A 4,353-nucleotide genomic window follows, 5' to 3' on the forward strand; every position below is an offset into this window, starting at 1 on the left:
TTTCGGACTAATGGCTGGCGTGCAGATGGAAGCAACTGAACCCACAACCACTATTCATCCTTCGGTCGGATTTACGGCTGCCTGGATCAATTTTACTTTTGGCTATACCGTTTATCAGGCAGATCATAACTTGGGACCACGTCATTTTGTTACGCTTTATTGGAACTATTAAAATTCATTGATTTCTCAACACAAATTGCACAAAATCGACGAATAAACACAACAATAAACAGCATGATTATAGGGGTTAGCAAAAATATTCGAGTGAATTCGTGCCCATTGAGTGGTATTCGTATCTATGCTTTTTAGGCGAGGGGAATCAATTTATGGATAAGCAATCGATCATCAACGACTTTACAGCCCACGTTTCCGCAGGTAAAGCGGCATTTTATACGAAATACGGGATGGATTTTGTCATGGGGCATCGGGAAGGCTCCTGGCTTGATGACATTGATGGCGGAAAGCAGCTCTTCAACTGTCATTCCAATGGAGGGGTTTTTAATCTGGGGCATCGTCATCCTGAGATTATAGCGACTCTGAGATCTGCTCTGGATGATTTGGATATAGGTAACCATCACCTTATGAGTCAGGAACGAGCTGTTCTGGCTAAACAAATAACTGACAGCATGCCTGGTGATCTGAGCGTGTGCATTTTTGGAGTAGGTGGTGGAGAAGCCATTGACCTGGCCTTGAAATTAGCGTTGGGTCATACTGGACGTTCCCGAATTATTTCAGCTAACGGAGGGTACCATGGTCATACTGGCCTGGCTCTTTCAGTAGGTGATGCCCAGTATCGAGAACCCTTTGGAATCGGGTTGGCAGACATGCAACAGGTACCCTTTAACAAACTTGATGCTTTGGAAGCCGCCCTGGATGATCAAGTCGCTGCTGTGATCCTGGAAACCATTCCTGCCACTCTGGGGATGGTCATGCCTGAACCAGGCTATCTGGAGCGGGTTCGAGCACTCTGCGACCAAAACGGGACATTGCTCATCATGGACGAGGTTCAGACCGGGTTGGGACGTACGGGAAAACTCTGGGCTTTTGAACATGCTGGTATCACCCCTGACATGGTGGTTATCGGCAAAGGACTTTCAGGCGGAATCTATCCCATAGCGGCCACCATCATCCGGGAAAACCTGGATGCTATTTTCAAAAAAGATCCCTTTATTCATATTTCTACATTTGGCGGCTCTGAATTGGGCTGTCGCGTTGGCCAAAAAGTCATGAGCATTTCCTCGGATGACAATTTCCTGAAACGTGTAGAACTGGCTGGACAGAAGGTTCGAAACGGCCTGGATAAACTCCGAAAGAAGTATCCGAAATTCTTCACAGGGATCCGCCAGTCAGGTCTGATGATTGGCCTGGAGCTTAGAGACAACTATGCCGGTCCGGCTTTGACAAAGGCAGCCTACGATCAAGATCTGCTTATTGTTTATGCTAATAATGATCCATCAGTTTGTCAGTTTCTTCTCCCCCTGACCATCACTGATGAGGAGATCGATCTGGTTATGGATAAACTGGATCGGGCTTTGAATTCGGCTCGTAAACTGCGGGCTGCTTTGGTTGCCAAAGAGAAGACTGGACCACTCTTGAAACGATTTTCAAAAAAGAATGGGGAATCTTCATGAAACTAACCAGGGAGCTTCTACAAAATTTTGAAAGCGGTCTGGATCCACTGAATCTTGAGGCATCCGCGATTCCCTGTAAGATATTGGGCTATGGTGAGATATCTACCGTCCTGCAGCTTCAGAGTGATCCTGATCTGGCTGCGAAACGGATGCCCCTTTTTAAGTCTGTTTCAGCGGCTGAAAAATATGCCGGAGACTACCATCACTATGTGGAGAGACTCCGGGCAGCTGGGTTATTGGTTCCTGAAGATACAACGATGTATGTGAACGGTCACGGGGATATTATCGTCCTGTACATTCTGCAGAAGCAGTTGCCTCCGGAGCGTTTTTGCCACAAGTTGATCCATACAGAATCACCCGCTTTCATCTCTAAAATGGCTCAACTGATCGTGGAAGAGATCGAGAAGGTCTGGACTTACAATGCTGAACAGGCACCTGAGTTGAAGCTGGCCATTGACGGTCAGCTCTCTAATTGGGTTCTGCTTGAATCAGGTGAATTATTCTTCATCGATACCAGCACACCGCTTATGCATGAAAATGGTCAAGAGGTACTGGACCCGGAACTTTTGATCCAGAGCGCTCCCTCCTTTCTACGGTGGCTCATTCGTTGGCAATTCCTGGACGATGTGATGAATCGTTATTATGACCGCGGTCTGGTTTACACGGATCTGATCGCCAATCTTTATAAAGAACAACAACCCGGGTTAGTTGAGCCGTGGATCAGTATCATTAATACGGCTACAGAAGAGCACATGGAAGCTCTGGATAAAAAGCAGATCGAGGCTTATTATAAAGAAGATAAGTTGATCTGGAGTTTGTTTCTCGGCCTCCGACGGCTTGACCGCTTTATAAAAACCAAATTACTGAGACAGCGTTATGAGTTTGTGCTGCCTGGTAAGATCAAGCGTTAGTAGCGATTTGTTTTTAGCTGCAGATTTGCGCAGATTGATACTGATAAAGAAGAAGAGAATGACTTAACAATGCTTTATGGAACTTTGTGCCTTTGTGTTTTAGTGGCAGGAGAATTTTTTTATGTGTGATACTTTTGTAGCGCTACCCTCTGTAACCAAGGATGGGAGTATGATCTTCGGAAAGAACAGTGACCGGGAGGCTTCCGAGGTCCAATTATTAGAGCATCGCCTGGGATGCCGGCATGACCCCGGTGAAGAAGTGGATTGCACCTACATCAGTATTCCTCAGGTTGAGGAAACCCTGGGTCTGCTGATCAGTCGTCCTTTCTGGATGTGGGGTGCGGAGATCGGTGCCAATGAACGGGGTGTCGTCATTGGAAATGAAGCGGTCTGGACCAAGATGCCCCTGGAGAAAGAAGGCGGTCTGACCGGTATGGATCTGCTCCGTCTTGCTCTGGAGCGCCGGAGTACAGCGCGGGGAGCTCTGGATACTATAACTGAGTTATTGGAAAAATATGGTCAGGGTGGCAACGGTGGCTACCGAAATAAGGCCTTTTACTATCATAACAGCTTTCTCATCGCCGATCCCCAGGAGGCCTGGGTTTTAGAAACAGCCGGTCATTTATGGGTTGCTAAAAAGGTTGAGGATTACTACGCCATCAGTAACGGCCTCACCATAGGTTCAGATTTTGATCTGATGCATGAAGATCTGATCTACAACGCGCTTGAGAAAGGCTGGATCAAAAAAAAGTCCGAATTTCACTTCGCCAACTGCTATTCGGATAAATTCTATACCAAATTTTCAGCTTGCCGGACGAGGCAGGGTCGTTCTCATGAGCTATTACGTCAGAAATCATATTCTGTTACAGACGCCTTTGCTCATTTGAGGGATCATGGCAGTGATGACTATCGGCCTGACACTCATTTTCTCATGGAACATGTCTGTGCCCATGCTGGTGCCAGCCCCGCTCGACAGGCTGCTCAAACCACTGCTTCCCTGGTGGCTCACTTGGCTGGGAACCAGCATACTTTCTGGGCAACAGCATCTGCCAGTCCCTGCACAGCTATTTTCAAGCCGATCTGGTTGGGGGATAAATCTTTGCCAACCTCTTTTGCAGACGAAAACATGGATCGCTTTGATGATGATATCTTCTGGTGGCATCACGAGAAGCTGCATCGTCTGATCCTCATGGATTTTCAGCATCGGCTTAAGCTGGTTCGCACAGAGTTTGATGGTTTAGAGCAACGATGGTTGAAGGAAGCACCCGATGTATCGGGTAAGGAACGAACAGCTCTTACAGCTGAAGCCTTCGACTTGGAACGAGAGATTGCCGATGCCCTCATTGCCATGCTGGAAACCGAGACAATCCAGGTCAAACCCAGACTCCCCTATCGTCGCTTTTGGAAGAAACAGAATGAGCTGGTGGGGTTGGAGTAATAAGTAATGGTTCATCATAATAATGCGTACCTGGATACAATCATTGAGATTGGGGGTCAATAAAATATTCTGGGGTATAAAGGTATAAGGGTTATAGAGCCTGTGTGAGAATAGGGACAACTCTTACCACATGCTTTAGCTTGGGGGGTATGATAACCCACTGATTCTTTGGGCATTAGCCCAGTATTGTTGGGCTAATGCCCTCCTTTTTAATATTTTTATAGCCCCCAGGCTGAAGCCTGGGGTAAGTATCATTATTAACAGCACCATAGGTAGATAACCAAAGCTAATGTTAGAAAGTAATTATTCCGGCGCAATGAAGTTTTCACACAGCCTCTATACCCTTATATCCCTAACATCCTCGTCTACAGGT

At 46.7% G+C, this 4,353-nt stretch carries 3 protein-coding genes; all 3 read left to right on the plus strand.

The features are described from left to right. Positions 1–326: 326 nt before the first annotated feature. The 3 genes from U9Q77_03945 to U9Q77_03955 all read left to right on the plus strand — a co-directional run bounded on the left by U9Q77_03945 (position 327) and on the right by U9Q77_03955 (position 3,980). Positions 327–1,631, plus strand: a complete 1,305-nt coding sequence (locus U9Q77_03945) for an aspartate aminotransferase family protein (protein ID MEA3286508.1) — start codon at positions 327–329, stop codon at positions 1,629–1,631. Then, positions 1,628–2,542, plus strand: coding sequence for a DUF6206 family protein (locus U9Q77_03950; protein ID MEA3286509.1), 915 nt, complete (start codon positions 1,628–1,630; stop codon positions 2,540–2,542). Before U9Q77_03945 ends, U9Q77_03950 begins: the two co-directional genes overlap by 4 nt. Before the next feature lie 121 nt (positions 2,543–2,663). Then, a complete protein-coding gene (locus U9Q77_03955; protein ID MEA3286510.1) occupies positions 2,664–3,980 on the plus strand; it encodes a C69 family dipeptidase in 1,317 nt (438 codons plus the stop codon). Positions 3,981–4,353: the final 373 nt, after the last annotated feature.

It is taken from the genome of Candidatus Neomarinimicrobiota bacterium (assembly GCA_034716895.1).
Lineage (GTDB): Bacteria > Fidelibacterota > UBA8477 > UBA8477 > JABMPR01 > JABMPR01.